Here is an 18644-nt window from a genome sequence, read left to right as displayed (position 1 = left end):
AACTTATGTTAACCCTAGGTATTATTATCTTTAGGGACTGTCGAATATCTATAAGGTGAGAGAATGAGTACCGATCTAAAATTTACCATAACAATAGTAACCTCAATCTTTGCAATACTTATCGCTTATGGATTAGTGGCGGTGTTTAGCTAATTTCTTTTGGTGGATAAATGGACAATAGTGGGTTAGTTTGGGGTAACAATGCCTTATACAAGCAAGAGATGTTTGCTGAGTATATTAATGGCAAAAATGCGCTAGTTGCACAGGGAGGAGGACAACGTAGTATCTTCACCGCCGGTGTTTTAGATGCTTTCTTGTATTCCAATTTTGACCCATTTAACACCTTCTATGGCACCTCTGCTGGCGCGCTCAACCTTTGTGCGTACCTCTGCCGGCAACCCGAAATCGGGAAATCATTCCTTTTAGACCTCACCACTGACGATCGTTTTTTCAATCTGTTCAGTTTTATCAGGCAAAAACATTATATTGGGCTCGATTGGGCGCTCGGTAAGATTTGTTCTCCTCCTTATAAACTCGATATTGATATGGGGAAAGAAATGCTTGTTGGAAGAGAGGCCTTTGCTGCAGTGACACGAGCAGACAATTTCCACGATGACTATCTCCCTATGCTTTCGACTGATTGGCTAGATGTTATTCGGGCAACGTGCGCGATACCTAACCTTGTATCTAGGCCCATTTCTGTAGCAGGTAAGGAATTTGTGGATGGGGGGGTCTCAGCGTCGGTACCGGTTCAAGAAGCTTGGAGGCAAGGCGCTCGTAGTATTGTGGTTATTCGAACCGAGTTACCAGAACACCCTTTGCTTACAGGGCAAGAAGGAGCAGAGTCTGCGCAGGCGCATGACAAAGAGGTCTGGTATCGCAGTCCGATAGACAATATTCAAAGTTTTTGGAACGACAAGCTCGATCAAGGCAAAAAGAGTATTGAAGACTTTATCGATGAGAGAGTGGGTCAAAGCGGATCTGGAAAACCCATGTCGCGTTTAGAGCTACTCAATGGAGGTCGATGGTTATTCGGGGCGGACAACGTCTATCGATTGTCTCATTTGCTAGGCAATCGACTCGATGCAGGGTTAGCCGATATGCTAATGGTGCACTATCAAACCTATGCGTTGACTCAAGAATTTATCTCTAACCCACCTGAAGACTGCTACGTGATGCAGATCATCCCAGAAGAACCTCTGCGCAGTTCGTCGCTGATGAGCAGTACCGAGGACCTACTCTTTGACTATCAGCAGGGATTAAACTCGGGATATCGCTTCATTGATGAGTATCAGAGCACTCGAAAAAGAAAGATAAAGAAAGGCGCACACGTCAATTAACGCTTAATCGGTGAGCAGGCTCACGCCTTTAGATAACAGTGCTTCACATTTACTTCGAGCTGTAAAAAAATAGAACCTCACGATTGGGGAGAAATTCTATGTACACGGCTCAACCAAGCCACATTGACCATATTAAACAGATTAACGCCGGCAAGGTGTATCAACTAATTGATCAATTTGGTCCCATCTCCCGAATCGACCTATCTAAGCTGAGCGCTCTTGCGCCAGCGAGTATCACTAAGATCACCCGCGAGCTCATCGATGCCCATCTTATCCATGAGACGGTTGTGCAAGAGGCGACAAGTCGTGGTCGCCCTGCTGTTGGATTGCAAACCAATAATGAAGGTTGGCAGTTCTTATCGCTTCGTCTAGGCCGAGGTTACTTAACCATCGCACTGCATGAACTCGGCGGCGAGGTGATCACTGAAAAGTACATCGATATTGAAGAGCGTCATCAAGATGAGATGCTTGAGCGTCTGTTGTCTGAGATTACTCAGTTCTTCGAAGATAAGGGAGCAGTACTAGAGCGCATGACCAGTATTGCGATTACGCTACCGGGTCTTGTTCACTCTGAAAGTGGTTTAGTGTTGCAGATGCCTCACTTTGATGTGAAGTATCTTGAGCTTGGCCCTGCGTTGTATAAAGCGACAGGCCTGCCTGTATTTATTGCCAACGATACGCGCGCATGGGCACTGGCTGAAAAGTTATTTGGTAATTCTCAGCAGAACAAAAACTCTGTGCTGATCTCTATTCACAATGGTATTGGTGCAGGGATTATCCTTGAGGACAAAGTCCTTCAGGGTCGTTTGGGGAACGTAGGTGAGCTTGGCCATATCCAAGTGGATCCAAATGGTTACCCTTGCCACTGTGGTAATAGAGGCTGCTTGGAAACGGTAGCTAGCTCTCATGCGCTGCTTCGCCAGGCCCAAGAAGCCATTGCCGCCGGTGATGAAACCAGTTTAGAGCTAGAAACCCTATCGGTCATCAATATCTGTATGGCAGCCAATAATGGCGATGAGGTTGCACTGAAAATCATTAAGCAGCTAGCAAAGCGCTTGGGTATGGCGGTTTCTTTGGTGGTGAATATGTTTAATCCAGAGAAGGTACTCATTGGTGGCGACATCAACGTAGCCAAAGGCATCATCTTGCCTGAGATTGAACGCTGCGTGCAGGAGCAAAGCCTGCCTATCTATCGTCAAGACTTAGAAATTGTACCAAGTCGCTTTATCAAGAACGCCACCATGCCGGGTGCCGCCTTGATTAAGCAAGCCCTGTATGATGGTGTACTCTTGATGAAAGTGGTCGAGGGCTAGGCCTTAACTTCTTTAGCTGGCAAAGGCTGATTAAGCTGCTCGCTAAGCTCAATTAAGATTTGGTCGTACACTTTAAATATGGCCAGTGATAACGTACTTGTTAGCTGATAAAGCTCTCGTTCATCCAACTCTTCGATATGACCATGGGCAGAGATGATTTCAGTTAATTGTCTTGCCGCATGACTGGTACTCGGAGCATGTACGCCCAAGGGTGACAGTAAGCTTAATCGATTTATTTTACGCAGCAGTACTTGTGCCTTCAGATTCAGGCGCTCACACTGCAGCTCATCTCTAGAATCACTTACCAGCATTCTAAACTGGGTCAACGCCTCCAATGAATCAATGACGTGGCTCCATTGCCGTGAATATTGCTCACTCAATTCCACCTGATCGGACTCTACCAACCAAGTTAGTACGATTTCATCAATGAGGTACAAGGTAGCGCGTATGGCTTTACCGTGGCTCATTTGGCTCTTAGATGGCGTCATATCGCGCCATTCAAACAGTAATGTTTGTATCTGTTTCATCAAAAGACGAAACATTGGACGGTCATTGACGAAGCTTTTTTCGACGAGGAAGAGCAGCGAGTTACTGATGTTTTTCTCAATCTCAACGGTATGGTTATCGGGGATAGGTTCAAAGCTAAGATGAGTGTGGGCAAGGTGCCTGTGCTCGCGCAGTTGCTCGGCAACGCTGCGCAGTTCGCACACCAACCGATAGCGATTGTCATTGAGTTTGGATTGCCTGCCGTGTCGCATCAATAAATAGAGCACGATGATAGCGCTGAGACTGGCTGCAATAATCATGAACATAACTTACTCCCTAAAAGCTACGAGTCAAATAAGGGTATTGCAGTATCTATGCCAGAGGGGGTTTGTGTGCTTTCGTTAATAAAAACAGTGAGTTGCATATAAAGCGTGAATTAAGTTGCGTTACTTGAGGGCGATATTGCACTGGTTTGGCGCAAAAAAATACCGGCCATTAAGGCCGGTATTTTAGTATTGAACCACTTTGTGACAGTACGGCGCTTACATTACGCGCATGCCAGGCTGTGCACCTTCATGAGGCTCTAAGATCCAAAGATCTTTACCACCAGGGCCTGCTGCCAACACCATGCCTTCAGACATACCAAACTTCATTTTACGAGGTTTAAGGTTTGCTACCATTACGGTGTGCTTACCAATGAGGTCTTCTGGCTGATAGGCTGATTTGATGCCAGCAAATACTTGACGAGTTTCACCACCAAGATCCAGTACCAGTCTTAGTAGTTTGTTTGCTTTAGGCACAGATTCACACTCGACGATCTTAGCGATACGCAGGTCAACCTTGGCAAAATCATCGAACTCGATTTCATCAGCGATTGGCTCTTTGGTCAGCTCAGTTTCGTTTTTAGCTTGCTCTGCTTGTTCTTTGGCCGCTGCTTCAGCTGCCGCATCTTCTTTCGATGCTTCAACCATTGCTTCTACCTTTTTAGGGTCAACACGGTTAAATAGCGCTTTGAACTTGCTGATCTCGTGATCAGTTAAAGGCATTGCGACACCTTCCCAAGTCAACTCTTGATTCAAGAAGCCTTCAGTGCGAGCTGCAAGCTCTGGCATAACCGGTTTCAAGTAAGTCATTAGCACGCGGAACAGGTTAATGCCCACAGAACAGATGTCTTGAAGCTCTTTGTCTTGGCCTTCTTGCTTAGCAACAACCCAAGGTGCTTTTTCATCAACGTATTGGTTTGCTTTATCTGCCAGTGCAGTGATTTCGCGTATAGCTCGGCTAAATTCGCGAGTTTCGTACAGCTCTGCAATACGGTCAGCGGCGTCAGCAAACTCTTTGTATAGCGCTGGCTCAGCAAAGTCTTGAGACAGCTTGCCTTCAAAGCGCTTGGTGATGAAACCAGCATTACGAGATGCTAGGTTAACGATCTTGTTTACAACATCAGAGTTTACACGCTGAGTGAAGTCTTCAAGGTTAAGGTCTAGGTCATCAATACGACTGTTTAGCTTAGCCGCGTAGTAGTAGCGCAGACACTCTGGATCTAGGTGATCTAGGTAAGTGCTCGCTTTAATGAAGGTGCCTTTAGATTTAGACATTTTTGCGCCGTTTACCGTTACGTAGCCGTGCACAAAAACATTGTTTGGCTTACGGAAACCTGCGCCCTCTAGCATGGCTGGCCAGAATAGGCTGTGGAAGTAAACGATGTCTTTACCGATGAAGTGATACAGCTCAGTGGTGCTGTCTTTCTTCCAGTATTCTTCGAAATCTAGGTCATCACGCTTGCTACAAAGGTTTTTGAAAGATGCCATGTAACCCACAGGTGCGTCTAGCCATACGTAGAAAAACTTATTCTTCTCGCCTGGGATTTCAAAACCAAAGTAAGGTGCATCGCGAGAAATATCCCACTGTTGCAGGCCTGATTCAAACCACTCTTGCATCTTGTTCGCGGTTTCGCTTTGTAAAGAGCCCGAGCGAGTCCACTCTTTTAGCATGCTTTCAAACTGCGGAAGGTCGAAGAAGAAGTGCTCAGAGTCTTTCATTACTGGAGTCGCACCAGATACCGCAGACTTAGGATTAATAAGCTCTGTTGGGCTGTAGGTCTCACCACAGTTGTCACAGTTGTCGCCGTATTGGTCCTCAGACTTACACTTAGGGCAGGTGCCTTTAACGAAGCGATCCGGCAGGAACATTTCTTTTTCTGGGTCAAACAGCTGCGAGATAGTACGGCTAGAGATAAAGCCATTCTTCTTAAGCTCAAGGTAGATGTTAGACGCCAGCTCACGGTTCTCTTCACTGTGAGTGCTGTGATAATTATCAAAGCTGATGTCAAAACCTGCGAAGTCTTTTTGATGTTCTTCGCTTACCGCTGCGATCATGTCTTCTGGCGAAATTCCCATCTGCTGGGCTTTAAGCATGATAGGGGTACCGTGCGCATCATCGGCACACACAAAGTTTACCGTGTTACCACGTAGGCGTTGGTAACGCACCCAGATATCAGCTTGGATGTGCTCAAGCATATGACCTAAATGGATTGAACCATTGGCATACGGTAGCGCACAAGTGACGAGCATTTTTCTTAATTCAGTAGTCATACTTAACTTTTCGCAGATAGGTTAAATTTGTAGGCGCTTATACTACCGTAAGCTAGCAATAACGAAAAGGATCTCACGGATAAATTGCATTGTGTTTACCTAGTAACAAGTAAGGAAACCTAGGTAATTGCTGAAAATAACCGCACATATGTCGCTAATTTGTTATAGGTGAAAGAATCCTGTTAATTCAGCGCGATATTAGCGCTAAGATGTATTCATAACTAGAAAAGGACGCATCAATGAATAAAGAAATACAGGGTCTTCACGCTTGGTTGAATCAATTTCAGCATCCGTTACTTGTGAGTGAGTGGGCGGCGACTCAAGGCGTGGTGACCGTAGACGAAAAGGACAAAGCGATTGATGTAGAGATCCCCTTTTTGGTGGAGTCTTTAACGCAAGCGGTTGGCGATTGGATATCACAGCACGATGCTCCAACTGAATGGGATGAGTACACGTTTTATGTTTCAGCCCGAGTACGCCCGCTTGAGAGCAAGGTTGTCAGCAGCCTAACCAGCATTAAAAATATCATTGCCGTGACATCGGCAAAGGGCGGAGTGGGCAAATCCACCACTACCGCAAATCTGGCTCTAGCTATCGCCAAGCAAGGCGCTAAGGTAGGCGTGCTGGACGCTGATGTGTACGGTCCTTCTATTCCGTTGATGTTCGGTACTAAGGGCAAAAACTTAGAAATCATCGACAATAAGTGGATGAAACCGTTAGAAGCGCACGGCGTTTTTACTCAATCCATTGGCTATTTGATTTCAAGTGATGATGCAGCGGTTTGGCGTGGCCCTATGGCATCGAAGGCGTTGATGCAACTGCTCAAAGAAACGCAATGGCCAGAGTTGGATTATCTGATTATCGATATGCCACCGGGCACGGGCGATCTGCAGCTGACCCTTTCTCAAGAGATACCATTAACCAGTGCATTAGTGGTGACAACACCGCAAGACTTGGCGCTGGCAGATGCAATAAAAGGTATCGCCATGTTTGAGAAAGCCGAGGTTGGAGTATTAGGGCTTATCGAGAACATGAGCTATCACGTGTGTAGCAATTGTGGCTCACATGAAGACATCTTTGGCAGTGGTGGCGCGGTGAAATTAGCCGCAGAAAAGGGGATATCAGTATTGGGTCAATTGCCATTGCACCTTAACGTTCGCCGAGACATCGATATGGGGGTGCCTTCTGTGGTAAACCCTGAATCAGCAGAGCAAGCGCAAGGTTATTTACAACTGGCAGAACAAGTGGTGAGTCGCTTATTTTGGCATGGTAAACCCCAGCCTGAACGCATCAGTTTTGTTGAAGTAAAATAATTGTGCGTATTGTGTACCGCATTTGCTAATGGCTGACTATATTATGCCCAACCTTTAGGGATTATGAGCTTATTTCTGGTATCAAAGTTTATCAATCCCTATAATTACACGGTTTAAATTCTGTTTTTCGTTAGGATCAGTAAATGTCTGAAAATAATCAATGTGTCATCGTCGGCATCGCGGGTGCATCGGCGTCCGGTAAGAGCCTTATTGCTAGTACTATCTATAACGAGCTGCGTGCAAAGGTAGGCCCAGATCAAATCGGTGTAATCACGGAAGACAGATACTACAATGACCAAAGTCATTTGAGCATGGAAGAGCGCGTAAAGACCAACTACGACCATCCAAAGGCATTGGATCACGATCTATTGTGTGAGCATCTTCAGCAACTGGCTGATGGCCATGCGGTTGAAGTGCCAGAGTACAGCTATACAGAGCATACTCGCACTAGCAACACGAAAACCATGACACCTAAAAAAGTTATTATCCTTGAAGGTATCTTGCTACTAACAGACCCTCGTCTTCGCAAGATCATGCATGCAAGCGTATTTATGGACACTCCTTTGGATATTTGTTTGCTACGCCGTGTGAAGCGTGATGTTGAAGAACGTGGCCGCACCATGGAGTCCGTACTGAACCAATACCAAAAAACAGTGCGCCCAATGTTTATGCAGTTTATTGAGCCGTCAAAGCAATACGCCGACATCATTGTTCCACGTGGTGGTAAAAACCGTATCGCGATTGATGTATTAAAAGCACATATTGCTAAATTATTGAAATCTTAGTAATTTACTGACTAGTTGTCGCTTTAATAGACTTGGCACACACGGTTTCATTACACCTAAAGAATAAGCACAGTATTTTTTAGGCTGACGTTACATACAAGTGGCAAGTTTTGGTTAAGAATTAAATGGCACGGATGTGCCATTTTTTGTATCTAACGTTTGCCAAACCCAGCGAGCGCATAGAAAAATCAGGTTACAGGGAAGAAAAGATGAAAAAGCTGTCATTATTTATCATCACACCAATCGTGTTGGTCGTATTAGCCGTCGTCGCCTTGCTAGTATTTGTCGACCCCAATCAATTTAAACCCATGCTGGTGGAGCAAGCTAAGAAGCAGACCAACCTTGATTTAACCATCGAAGGGGATATTGGTTGGCAGTTCTTTCCTTCTATTGGATTTTCTCTTGGTAAAACCACGCTAAGTAACCCAGAAGGGTTTAGTGCCCCTAACATGCTAAAAGTCGACCAAGTCGGCTTGGATATCTCCGTTCTTCCATTACTGGATAAAGAGCTAAGAGTAGGAAATGTCACCTTGGTTGGCGCTGAGTTCTATATGGAAACTCACGCAGATGGCAGCAGTAACCTCGATGCCCTTACGGGATCTCAACAAGTCGCCGACGAATCAGTCGCTACTGAGTCTACTACTGAGACAAGCACTGAGACCACAACTACCGATGCACCCGCAGAACCATGGACTATCTCACTTGAAGGGGCAAACATTGAAAATGCCTTTCTTGAGATCAAAGACGACCAGGCTAAGTTGTATACCAAGCTTGAGAACGTCAATCTGCAGGTGGCTAACTTTGAATTTGACCAGTGGACACCAGTAAGCTTTAGCTTCTCTGGGGTAAACAACCAACAAAAATTCGCACTATCCGGTAAAGCGAACGCAAAAACCAATGCAGAATTTACTGACTACCAAGTCAAAGACATTGAGGTTGGCGGAAGCTTCTCACAACCTGACTTTGATCTTGCCAGCTTTGAATTGAAAGTGGATGAGTTCAAATTGGGGGCATGGGCAAATATATCCTTGCTGGCCAAAGGCAATGCCGCAGGCAACGAATTTGATCTAACCAGTACAGTACAAGCTCAGCTGGAAAAAGACCTCGCGACCTTTGGTATTAAAGATCTTGCTTTAGAAACGCCTCTGAAGGGTAAAGACCTGGATATCGAAACCGTTAGGCTTGGTATGTCATCATTTAGGTTTGGAGAACCAGGTGGTTTTCAATTAGCCGTAATTGGTAATGCTGCGGGTATGGATAGCAATATTACAATGATGGGGAGTCTGTTGGTTGATGAGGCGATTTCCAAGGTCAATATCAATGGCTTTGACGTGAAAGGTAAAGTAGCAGGAGACGCGCTACCGCAAAACCCGATCAATCTTGATATCAACTCGAACATCGAATTTGATCTTACCAAGAATAAATTGTCGCTAATTCTAAACAAGCTGGCTGCCAACGACCTGCAATTTGATGGCACTACTAGCGTTGTGTTAGCGGATATTCCCAAGGTTCGCTTTAAGCTACATAGTCCGAACATCAATGTTGATGAATGGACAGGTGCAGATTCGACGCAGCCTGCGACAGCAGAAAAGGCAGCGTCAGGATCATCAAATCAAACACCACAGGCAGCACAAGAACCGGATTTATCTGTACTGAAGACAGTAGATGTTGCAGGTAATATCACCATTGATAAGCTGCAGGCCAGTAACGCTAAGATGCAAAATGCCTTTGCGGACATTGCCATTAAAGATGGCGTGTTTAACCTGCGTTCTTTAAAAGCAAGGCTTTACCAAGGCAGTATCAATGCCAAAGCCGTAGTCAATGCGAAGCAGCCTGTTGCGAGCTACGACATCGATGCGGCGGTTAAGAACGTAAAGGTTGGCCCTTTACTGGTGGATGTAGCGGATAACAACACTCTTGAAGGCACGGGTAATATCGATATAGACCTGAAGGGTAAAAGCCTTATCCCGGATGAACTGAAGAAGCACTTAGCCGGCACCATACAGGTCAAGTTTGCAGATGGTGCGATCAATGGCATTAATGTGGCGCAAATTATTCGTACTAACTATGCCAAGTTCAAGGGTGAAGAAGTGCCAAAGGAAACTGAGGCCAAGAAAACAGACTTTAGCGCTATGAATGCAGTGGTTAAGCTGAATAAAGGGGTGGCAACACTGTCTGGTGTGTCGGTACAGTCACCTTTATTGCGCATCAAAGCGAGTGGTGATGCGAACTACCTAAAAGAGACCATGGATATCTTAGCGAAGACCTCGGTAGTGGGTTCTCTTGAAGGGCAGGGCGGTAAAGACATTGATGATCTGACCGATTTGACTATTCCATTGCGTATACAGGGAAGTTGGGCGAGCCCTAAAGTGAGCTTAGACTTGGCGGCCCTGCAACAGCAAGAGATCGAACGCAATAAGAAGAAGCTTGAAGAGAAGGCCAAAAAAGAAACTGAGCGCGGTTTGAAAAAACTACTGGGTGATAAAGCCAGTGATGAAGAAACTAAGAACATCACGGATTCATTGCTGAAAAAATTGTTCTAATCGAGGCAAATGACAATGAAAACCTTAGGTTTAATAGGAGGAATGAGTTGGGAGTCCACTCAGACCTACTACCAGCTGTTAAATACTCAAGTAAAGCAGCGCCTAGGTGGTCTAAATTCGGCGAAGCTCGTGCTGTATAGCGTCAACTTCGCCGAAATAGAAAAGCTTCAGCGAGAAGGAGAGTGGAAGCAAGCGGCTAAGATTTTGTCTAGAGCTGCACTTTCATTGCAAACCGCAGGTGCAGAAGCCATTGTGATCTGCACGAATACCATGCATAAGGTGGCAGAGGATATTGAGCAGGTTATCTCTATTCCTCTACTCCACATTGCGGATGCGACCGCGCGAACCCTTAAGCAAGAAAATATCGATAAGGTTGCATTGCTGGGTACCGCCTTCACCATGGAGCAAGACTTTTATAAGCAGCGACTGACCGATCAGGCTATTTGTGTATTAGTGCCCAATAAAGAGCAGCGCAAACAGATCCATACGATCATCTATGATGAATTGTGCCAAGGTAAGATCTTGCCTGAATCTCGCCAGATCTACCTTGATATTATTACAGACTTAAAATCTCGAGGAGCCGAAGGCGTGATTCTTGGCTGTACAGAGATTGGACTGCTGGTTAACAAGGAACACACTGATGTTCCCTTGTTTGATACCACGCTGATTCACGCTTCTTCCGCAGTAGAGTGGTCCCTGACCTAAAAGAGCATAAATCAATAGAGCGCACTCTTACCTACCAATCAATACCTTTGCGAGCCATGATGCCAGAATCGAAGGCGTGCTTAACATTACGCACCTCTGATACCGTATCAGCCAATTCAATTAGCGAGCGGTGCGCTCCACGACCTGTGATGACCACAGATTGCTGGGTTGGGCGCTGTTCAATGGCGTTAATCACTTCGTCCAAATCTATATAATCAAAGCTGACCATATAGGTAAGCTCATCGAGCAGCACCACGTCGAGACTTGGGTCTTGCAGCATCTTTTTGCACTCTTGCCATACCAGTTGTGCGGCTTCAGTATCTGCCTCTTTGTTTTGCGTTTCCCAAGTAAAGCCTGTCGCCATTACATGAAATGTCACTCCATGCTGCTCTAAAAGGTTTCGTTCGCCGTTATCCCAAGTGCCCTTGATAAACTGCGCCACGCCACAGCTAAAACCGTGTCCTACAGCGCGAGCCACAGTGCCAAAGCCTGATGTGGACTTTCCTTTTCCGTTACCGGTTATGACCAACACTAGCCCTTTTTCTTCCGTAGCCGCAGCTATCTTCTCATCGACTTTTTCTTTTAGCTTTTGCTGACGTTGCTGGTGGCGATCCTGTTTTTGAGTCATTGTCCTTCCCGTTACATTGCTGACATATTGCCGTCATAACTGCGACACAGAATGATGGTGTTAATAGAGCATTCTGCCAATGGTTAAAAATACTCGGTATTGAGACTTGCTGATCCCGAGTTAAGGCTATGATAAACATAGTTCTACTGATAAAAGAAGGATTGATCGCAATGAAGATTTTGGTTGTGTGTATGGGAAACATTTGCCGCAGTCCAACTGCAGAGGCCGTGCTACGAACGAGAGCCGAAAATAACGGCTTATTGATTGAGGTAGAATCGGCAGGCACCATTGATTATCACCATGGAGAAAAGCCGGACAGTCGTGCAGAGGCGGCAGCGCGGAGCAGGGGCTATTCCTTTGGTAGAAAACGAGCTCGAGGGGTAACGCAAGAAGATTTCTATTACTTTGACCAAATACTGGCAGCGGACAAACAAAACCTTGCAGACCTTCAAGGTATCTGTCCTAGCGAGTATCAATACAAATTGGCTTTGTTTCTTAAAGGTGCAGACCTAGAGACTGATGAAATTCCCGATCCTTATTATGGTGGTGAACAAGGGTTTGAACATGTGCTTGATCTCATAGAAAGTGGCAGCGACAAAATACTTTCTCAGTTGTAACTTGCTCTGATGGTAATAGGGGAAGCCGGAGTAGGTTTCCCTTTTGCAACAGGGATGATGTATAAGTGGGAGCAATTTGTTTTTGTTATGTAATCAGCGGGTTGAATTTACTGTAGTTGAAAGCAATGAAAAATTGATACGACTCACGAATGTAACCAAATGTAAATTTGATCGTTAAAAGTGTATCAAAAGTTGATTTGCATCCCCTTTTAAATGCAAAGGCTCTGCTAACTTGCGTCGATAATTTGAACATTAGCAAGGTTTATCGACATGTTAGAACTACTCATTGGATTAGTCGCCACAGTAATCGTCGGCTATTTCATTATTAAAGGTTATCGAGCGGCAGGTGTACTGCTGACCGCTGGCCTTACACTCCTTATTATTACTGGCCTACTGGGTCACACTGTATTGCCTGCTAAAGTGGCGTCGACAGGTAATACCTTTACCGATGCACTTGAGTTTGTGAAGTATATGCTTCAGTACCGTGGTGGCGGTCTTGGTCTACAAATCATGTTGCTGTGTGGTTTCGCTTCTTATATGACACACATTGGCGCAAACAATGTGGTGGTAAAGCAGTTTTCTAAACCTCTTTCGTTCATCAAATCGCCTTACATTTTATTGGTAGCGGCTTATATCGTGGCGTGTTTGATGTCTTTGGCGGTAAGCTCTGCAACAGGGCTTGGTGTGCTATTGATGGCGACTTTGTTCCCTATGATGACGGCGATGGGTATTTCACGTCCAGCCGCTGTTGCTGTGTGTGCATCGCCTGCTGCGATCATCTTGTCTCCTACTTCTGGTGACGTGGTTATTGCCGCTGAAAAATCGGGCATGGCATTAGATATCTTTGCTTTCCAAACGGTATTGCCAGTTTCTATCAGTGCTATCGCGGTGATGGCGGTTGCGGCTTACTTCTGGAACAAATATCTAGATAAAAAGCAAAATACGCCAATGGAGAAGCTAGACCTTTCAGAGATGGAAGTGAATGCGCCTGCGTTCTATGCCATTCTGCCGTTCTTGCCAATCCTAGGTGTGTTCTTGTTCAACGGACGCACGATTCCTGGCCTCTCGCTAGATATCTATACCATCGTTGTACTGTCTATCTTTATCGGCGCTGTAGTAGATTACGTGGTGAAGCGCTTTGACGGTAAGCAAACCCTTGAAGATCTTGAATCTTGCTATGCGGGTATGGCTGATGCGTTTAAAGGTGTGGTAATGCTACTGGTGGCTGCCGGTGTATTTGCTCAAGGCCTAATGTCTATTGGCGCTATCGATAACCTGATTCACCTAGCGGATAACGCAGGTGCAGGCGCGATTGCTCTAATGCTATTGCTGACGGGGCTAACAGTTGCCGCAGCCATCGCTACCGGTTCTGGTAATGCGCCATTCTATGCATTTGTTGAACTGGCCCCAGCGTTAGCGGGTAAAATGGGCATTAACCCAGCGTTCCTTATTATCCCAATGCTTCAAGCTTCTAACTTAGGCCGCACAATCTCTCCTGTTTCTGGTGTTATTGTAGCAACCTCTGGTATGGGTAATATCAGCCCATTTGAGGTGGTAAAGCGTACCTTTGTTCCCGTTATGTGTGGTCTTGCCACCGTTATTATTGGTACCATTTTCCTAGTACCTATGGCGGCGTAATCTGACAGCGTAATCAATTCAAATAAGCTCTCTACTCTCAATTAGAGAGCTCTCTCGAGGTGTATCATGACAGTTTCTTTTGACGTAAATACCTATATTGAGCAGCTTTCCAAGCTGGTTAATATAGATTGTGGCAGTGCGAACGTGCAGGGCATCGCTAACGTAGCGGATGTGCTGACTCCTATGTTTGAGCAAATAGGGTTTAACGTTACAAGACGTAGCGTTGATAGCGATGCAGGCCCTTGTCTAGAAATCACCAATAAGCCCAATGCCGAGCGTTACGATGTCATGCTTTGTGGGCATATGGATACGGTATTTCCCGATGGCACAATAGAGACGCGTCCTCTTACTTTTGATAGTGAGAAGATCTATGGCCCTGGTGTGACGGATATGAAGTCGGGGATCCTAAGCGCATGGTATGCACTGCAAATGCTGTCTTCGGAACAAAGAGATAAGCTTTCTATTCTTGTTGCGCTGAACAGCGATGAAGAGATTGGTTCGCGATATTCTCGAGAGTGGGTGGAGTCTTTAGCCCGTAAGAGTAATAAAGTGCTAGTGTGTGAGGCCTCACGCGCAAACGGCAACCTGATCCGTTCTCGTAAAGGTAATGCAAAATATGAGCTGACCTTTCATGGGGTAGCCTCTCACGCAGGCTCGGCGCTGCAAGATGGCGTGTCGGCTATTTACGAGCTAAGCCACTGGTCATTGGCTATTAAAGATATGGTGAACCTAGAGACGGGCACCACAATGAACGTGGGTACGGTTGAAGGGGGAGTGGCTGTTAATGTGGTTCCTGATCACGCTAAGGCGATTGTCGACTTACGCTTCTGGAATAATGAAGAAGCAGAAGCTATCCATCAAAAACTAGAACAGATGGCAGCAACACCGTTTGAGGAAGGCGCGCGAGTGGAGGTTAAGCGATTGGCCTTTAAACCCGCTATGATCCCCACTGCTGCGACGGAACAGATGATTGAACTGGTGAGTGCTGAAGCCGATAAACTGAATCTCGTTTACGACTGGGAGAACGCCGGTGGCGGATCAGATGGTAACTTTACCGCCAATGTAGGCACGCCAACTCTGGATGGTTTTGGGCCGTCTGGCGCTGGTCTTCACTCGGATAAAGAGTATCTTCTGATTGATTCTATCAAGCCAAGGCTCGACCTATTAGTGAACGTACTTAATCGTTTATAAAGACTAGATTTGAAAAAAGCCCCTATTGCTGTGACTCGAAGGAGCAGTGGCAATAGGGGCTTTTTGTTATTTCTCTTGACTGAACGTCGGGTAATCAGTGAGTCCTTTTTCACCGCCACCAAACAAGGTATTTGGATCGTGCTGTGCTAGCGGTGCACCGATTTGAATTCTCTCTGGCAGATCAGGGTTTGCCACAAATGGTCGGCCAAATCCGATCATATCTGCCAATCCTTCTTCGACTGCTTTTGCGCCAGTGTCGGCTTTATAGCGACCAGCGTAGATCAAGGTATTCTTGAACGCCTCGCGTAGCGCAAGCTTAAACGCCTTAGGGGTATCAGGGGCGTCGTCCCAGTCCACCTCTGCAATGTGTAGGTAGGCAATATTATGCGAGTTCAATAGCTTAGCCGCTTCGGTGTACGTATGCTCTGGGTTTGCATCCACTGTACCATTTAGGGTTGTCAGCGGTGCGAGGCGCACGCCTACACGGTCTGCTCCAATAGCATCAACCAGTGTTGTCACTACTTCGTCCAAAAAGCGTAAGCGGTTCTCTAGACTGCCACCGTATTCATCGGTACGGTTATTCGATTCTGAATCGATAAATTGATTGATTAGGTAACCATTGGCTGCGTGAAGCTCGATGCCATCAAAGCCCGCTTCTAGTGCATTTAACGCTGCTTGATGAAACTCAGCGATTACATCTTTGATATCTGCAGTGGTCATTTCTCTTGGCTCAACCACATCCACAAAACCCGGCTCATCTGAACCATTATCGATGAATACCTTAACGTTCTCAGCCTTGATTGCTGAAGAAGAGATAGGCTGGTTGCCATTAATATTATCTGGGTGGGTGACGCGACCTACGTGCCAAAGCTGAGCGAAGATCTTTCCACCATTGCCATGTACTGCAGTGGTAACCTTTTTCCAGCCAGCAATTTGTTCTTTGCTATAGATTCCAGGAGTCCAAGCATAGCCTTTGCCCATAGGCGAGATCTGAGTGCCTTCAGAGATGATGAGGCCGGCTTGAGAGCGCTGACCGTAATAGGTTGCCATCATCTCATTTGCAACATCGCCTGGTTGAGACGCTCTAGAGCGAGTCATTGGAGGCATTACAATGCGGTTCTTGAGGGTGATGTTGCCAAGTTTGATAGGTTCAAATAGTGCTGAAGTCATGGGTCAATTCCTTAATGGATTGGAAACTGAGGCTAGACTATCAGCGCGCACTATTGTCTTAAACCGCAAAATGAGCAAAATACTTTTACTCATTTTGCAATAATCGATTTGGTTTAGAGGTTAACCGAGGTAGCTCTCAATGCCGTTCAAGAACATCTGAACCGCGATCATTAGCAGTAGCATTCCCATTAGTCGTTCAACAGCCTTTAGGCCCTTTTCGCCAACGATACGCTGGAATAGCTCTGAGAACATTAAGATCACAGCAGAGGCCAACCAAGCACCAACCAGAGCTAACGACCAATCCATCATGCGGTGTGGATCTTGGTGAGCAAGTAGGATTAAGGTCGCAATGATAGAGGGGCCAGCCATCATAGGAATAGCCAGCGGTACTATCAGAGGTTCTTCACCTGCCCCTAAGCTCGCACCAAGGCCACCCTCTGGCGGAAAAATCATTTTTAGACTGATCAAAAATAGAATGATAGCCCCAGAAATGGATACGGCTTCTTTATCCAATCCAAGGAAGGTGAGGATCTGTTCGCCTGCGAATAGGAATAGGAACATTACCACGAGCGCTATCACTAGCTCACGAATCAATACTAGGCGACGTCGTTTCTTATCAATATGTTTTAGTAATGACGTAAAGATGGGCAGGTTGCCCATAGGGTCCATGATAAGAAATAGCATCACAGCGGCTGATATAGTATCCATTCAATGTCCTGATAGCTGGGGTCGATTAGGCCCTGTTGACCTTTTGCGATCACATTTTGCTTTAGAAGGCCGAGATTATGAAACAAGATGTGTCTACCTGTACAGAAGAATAGTCCTTGTTTTGTCAGATAGTTAGCTTAAATAAGAGGCTAGTTTCAGAAAAAAGCTCAGATAGTTGTCGTCTTTTCCTTACCCACTCCGTCTTATAGAGGTTAGATAACTATTAAGAGAGTAAAACATGTTAAAGATTGTCAGTTTTAAAATCTGCCCTTTTGTTCAACGAGTGACAGGTGCTCTAGCGGCCAAAGGCATTCCGTTTGAGATTGAATACATTAGTCTTAAGGACAAGCCACAGTGGTTTTTAGACCTTTCTCCTAATGGACAGGTTCCTGTATTGATTACGGAATCAGGTACGGCATTGTTTGAGTCTGATGCTATCGTTGAATATATAGAAGATGAATATGGCTCACTTGAAGAGAATGTGAGCAATGAACAGCGTGCGCTAGATAGAGCATGGAGTTATTTAGGTACTAAGCATTATCTTCCTCAATGTGGAGCAATGAGTAGCAAGAGTGCGGACATCTTAGAGCAGCGCTCTGAAAAGCTAATCGCGGCATTTAACAAGGTAGAGGCAAAGTTGGACTCTGATTTCGCCTTTTTTAAATCAAACCAATTAAGGAACATTGATATCGCATGGCTGCCTTTGCTGCATAGAGCGCATATCATCAAACAACACAGCGGCTACGATTTTTTGTGCGGTTTACCCAAGGCTCAGGCATGGCAAAAGAACGTGCTGAATTCGGGATTGGTTGAGCAGACGGTGTCAGAAGACTTTGAAACGGCATTTAAGGCCTTTTACTTAAACAACACCTATCTTGCAGACAATCAAAATATTGTTCAGCCAAAAGGGTGCGGCACAAAGACTAGCTGCTGCTAAAAACAAAGTAGACAAAGCCTCTTATAAAGGGGCTTTGATGCATAAAGGATGACAATGAAGATAGAAGCTATTTGGTCTGAATATCAGGCGAGCCTCAAGGTGTTTTTATTGAAGAATGTTTCAAATGCCGATGATGTTGATGATCTGCTACAAGAGATCATGCTAAAGACCCACCAAAATTTGCATCGCATTGAAGATGTGAACAAGCTAAAGCCGTGGCTTTTTCAGGTAGCGAATCGAGCAATCATTGATTTTTACCGAGCGAGAGCTAGAAAAGACAACTTCAACCCTGATGATCTTTGGTATGAAAATATCGAGGAGAGCCTCTATCAACAGATGACCCATTGTGTACATCCCTTCATTCAAGCCTTACCTGAAGAAGAGGCAAAACTGCTGACTGCTATCGAGATAGAAGGACTATCGCAAAAAGAGTACGCCCAGCAGGTGGGTGTGGCTTACTCAACGCTAAAATCACGAGTACAAAAGGGGCGAAAGCTTTTACTTGAGGTCTTCAACCAATGCTGCGACTTCTCGCTCAATGAGCAGGGGGAGTTGGTCGATATACATACCAAGAGTGGAGCGCGTTCACGATCGTGTTCAAAGTGTTAGCCTTTGAATGAACAAAAAATCACCATCCAAAAGACTTAGGATTGTTGCCATAGAAAAGCTATGGTAA

General features: G+C 45.5%; 17 protein-coding genes. 12 read left to right on the top strand and 5 right to left on the bottom strand.

Annotated elements, in window-relative coordinates:
* The first annotated feature begins 63 nt into the window (after window positions 1–63).
* From cydH to mlc, 3 genes are all read left to right on the top strand, one after another.
* Complete coding sequence (gene cydH / locus A6E01_RS21695) at window positions 64–153, top strand: cytochrome bd-I oxidase subunit CydH (protein WP_107504252.1); 90 nt, start codon at window positions 64–66, stop codon at window positions 151–153.
* A 17-nt stretch (window positions 154–170) separates the two neighbouring features.
* Window positions 171–1340, top strand: a complete 1170-nt coding sequence (locus tag A6E01_RS08780) for a patatin-like phospholipase family protein (protein ID WP_065210092.1) — start codon at window positions 171–173, stop codon at window positions 1338–1340.
* Between the two features lie 98 nt (window positions 1341–1438).
* The gene (mlc, locus tag A6E01_RS08775; RefSeq protein ID WP_065210091.1) at window positions 1439–2653 is read left to right on the top strand and encodes a sugar metabolism global transcriptional regulator Mlc; all 1215 of its coding nucleotides are present in this window, start codon (window positions 1439–1441) and stop codon (window positions 2651–2653) included.
* Here the strand turns inward: mlc and A6E01_RS08770 are convergent.
* Together A6E01_RS08770 and metG are read right to left on the bottom strand one after the other, a co-directional pair.
* Entirely contained in the window at window positions 2650–3465 is an 816-nt protein-coding gene (locus A6E01_RS08770) for a hypothetical protein (protein WP_065210090.1), read from the bottom strand. The two genes, mlc and A6E01_RS08770, sit on opposite strands and share 4 nt — an antisense overlap.
* A gap of 216 nt (window positions 3466–3681) precedes the next feature.
* Window positions 3682–5733: a methionine--tRNA ligase gene (metG, locus tag A6E01_RS08765; protein WP_026026108.1), complete on the bottom strand. Its 2052-nt coding sequence runs from the start codon at window positions 5731–5733 to the stop codon at window positions 3682–3684.
* 239 nt (window positions 5734–5972) lie between these two features.
* Between metG and apbC the strand changes: the two genes are divergently transcribed.
* The 4 genes from apbC to A6E01_RS08745 all read left to right on the top strand — a co-directional run bounded on the left by apbC (window position 5973) and on the right by A6E01_RS08745 (window position 11079).
* Window positions 5973–7046, top strand: coding sequence for an iron-sulfur cluster carrier protein ApbC (gene apbC, locus A6E01_RS08760; RefSeq protein WP_017027751.1), 1074 nt, complete (start codon window positions 5973–5975; stop codon window positions 7044–7046).
* 143 nt (window positions 7047–7189) lie between these two features.
* Window positions 7190–7831 (top strand): uridine kinase, encoded by a 642-nt coding sequence (gene udk / locus A6E01_RS08755; protein WP_017027752.1) that lies wholly within the window; start codon window positions 7190–7192, stop codon window positions 7829–7831.
* Between the two features lie 209 nt (window positions 7832–8040).
* The gene (locus tag A6E01_RS08750) at window positions 8041–10374 is read left to right on the top strand and encodes an AsmA family protein (RefSeq protein ID WP_065210089.1); all 2334 of its coding nucleotides are present in this window, start codon (window positions 8041–8043) and stop codon (window positions 10372–10374) included.
* 15 nt (window positions 10375–10389) lie between these two features.
* Window positions 10390–11079 carry an aspartate/glutamate racemase family protein gene (locus A6E01_RS08745; RefSeq protein ID WP_065210088.1) on the top strand — a complete coding sequence of 230 codons (690 nt, stop codon included), beginning with the start codon at window positions 10390–10392 and terminating at the stop codon, window positions 11077–11079.
* 31 nt (window positions 11080–11110) lie between these two features.
* Here the strand turns inward: A6E01_RS08745 and cobO are convergent, their stop codons facing one another.
* Entirely contained in the window at window positions 11111–11707 is a 597-nt protein-coding gene (gene cobO, locus A6E01_RS08740) for a cob(I)yrinic acid a,c-diamide adenosyltransferase (protein WP_017027755.1), read from the bottom strand.
* A 170-nt stretch (window positions 11708–11877) separates the two neighbouring features.
* Between cobO and A6E01_RS08735 the strand changes: the two genes are divergently transcribed.
* From A6E01_RS08735 to A6E01_RS08725, 3 genes are all read left to right on the top strand, one after another.
* On the top strand, window positions 11878–12324 hold the full coding sequence (locus tag A6E01_RS08735; RefSeq protein ID WP_017027756.1) for a low molecular weight protein-tyrosine-phosphatase: 447 nt from the start codon (window positions 11878–11880) through the stop codon (window positions 12322–12324).
* A 270-nt stretch (window positions 12325–12594) separates the two neighbouring features.
* Window positions 12595–13962, top strand: coding sequence for an anaerobic C4-dicarboxylate transporter DcuC (gene dcuC / locus A6E01_RS08730; protein WP_017027757.1), 1368 nt, complete (start codon window positions 12595–12597; stop codon window positions 13960–13962).
* Between the two features lie 66 nt (window positions 13963–14028).
* Entirely contained in the window at window positions 14029–15153 is a 1125-nt protein-coding gene (locus A6E01_RS08725) for a M20 family metallopeptidase (protein ID WP_065210087.1), read from the top strand.
* 66 nt (window positions 15154–15219) lie between these two features.
* On the opposite strand, the gene A6E01_RS08720 is transcribed toward A6E01_RS08725, so the two are convergent.
* Both A6E01_RS08720 and A6E01_RS08715 read right to left on the bottom strand, forming a co-directional pair.
* Window positions 15220–16323, bottom strand: a complete 1104-nt coding sequence (locus A6E01_RS08720) for an alkene reductase (protein WP_017027759.1) — start codon at window positions 16321–16323, stop codon at window positions 15220–15222.
* A 120-nt stretch (window positions 16324–16443) separates the two neighbouring features.
* Window positions 16444–17031, bottom strand: a complete 588-nt coding sequence (locus tag A6E01_RS08715) for a YhgN family NAAT transporter (protein WP_017027760.1) — start codon at window positions 17029–17031, stop codon at window positions 16444–16446.
* Between the two features lie 238 nt (window positions 17032–17269).
* Between A6E01_RS08715 and A6E01_RS08710 the strand changes: the two genes are divergently transcribed.
* Both A6E01_RS08710 and sigZ read left to right on the top strand, forming a co-directional pair.
* Window positions 17270–17968, top strand: a complete 699-nt coding sequence (locus A6E01_RS08710) for a glutathione S-transferase family protein (RefSeq protein ID WP_017027761.1) — start codon at window positions 17270–17272, stop codon at window positions 17966–17968.
* Window positions 17969–18022: 54 nt separating this feature from the next.
* Window positions 18023–18577, top strand: coding sequence for an RNA polymerase sigma factor SigZ (sigZ, locus tag A6E01_RS08705; protein WP_065210086.1), 555 nt, complete (start codon window positions 18023–18025; stop codon window positions 18575–18577).
* Window positions 18578–18644: the final 67 nt, after the last annotated feature.

The organism is Vibrio breoganii (assembly GCF_001677275.1).
Lineage (GTDB): Bacteria > Pseudomonadota > Gammaproteobacteria > Enterobacterales > Vibrionaceae > Vibrio > Vibrio breoganii.
The sequence above is the reverse complement of the archived record's forward strand: the minus strand, read 5'-3'. Positions and strand labels throughout refer to the sequence as shown.